1 protein-coding gene is annotated in these 644 nt (G+C 43.2%); it reads left to right on the top strand.

The window, feature by feature from the left end; genetic code table 11:
* Window positions 1–644: DUF1329 domain-containing protein (locus tag A3735_RS26785; protein WP_156499953.1), on the top strand; the 644-nt coding region annotated here is incomplete at both ends.

Consider the following 644-nt stretch of genomic DNA (forward strand, 5'->3'; position numbering starts at 1 on the left):
ATTCCTGCATGGACTGGGGGGATTACCGAAGCCCCAATGGGGTATGAGGGGACAGGGCAGCATCATATCGACCCTTTTGCCTCTGATGATATCAAATTCACCATTGATGACAGTAACTACAAAGGTTTTAAAAACTATCTGACCCCAGGTCAGTATGCTTTGTTTGAAGCATACCCAAGTAGCTTCAAGATCAATGTATATCCAACCCATCGTTCGCACTCGATGCCGGATTGGGTCCTAGAAAATACCAAGAAAAATGCCAAAACATCGTCTTTATCCAAAGGCGGGGTGGGGATTCAGAACGCATACGGTGGTATTCCTTTTCCAATATTACATGGAAAGAATGAAGATAAAGCCCTTCAGACAATGTGGAATCATTTGACTAGATGGAGAGGTATTTTTGCAATCTTGCGTTCGACTGAAGTGCCAGTTCAGAGAGATGGTTCTTTTTCTCCGATTACCAAGCAGGCGGAAGTGTTTTTTAACTTCCATAACCCTAAAGGCAGCTTTAAAAAGCTTAACAATATTTTGTTTTACTTTTTGACTTTCAATAAAGCGCCCGCCCGTTTGGCAGGTGGTGCGTTGCTAGTTCACGAAACTATGGATCAGGTTAAAGACAAACGAGGTGCGTGGGACTATAACTC

Source organism: Oleiphilus sp. HI0061, assembly GCF_001635675.1.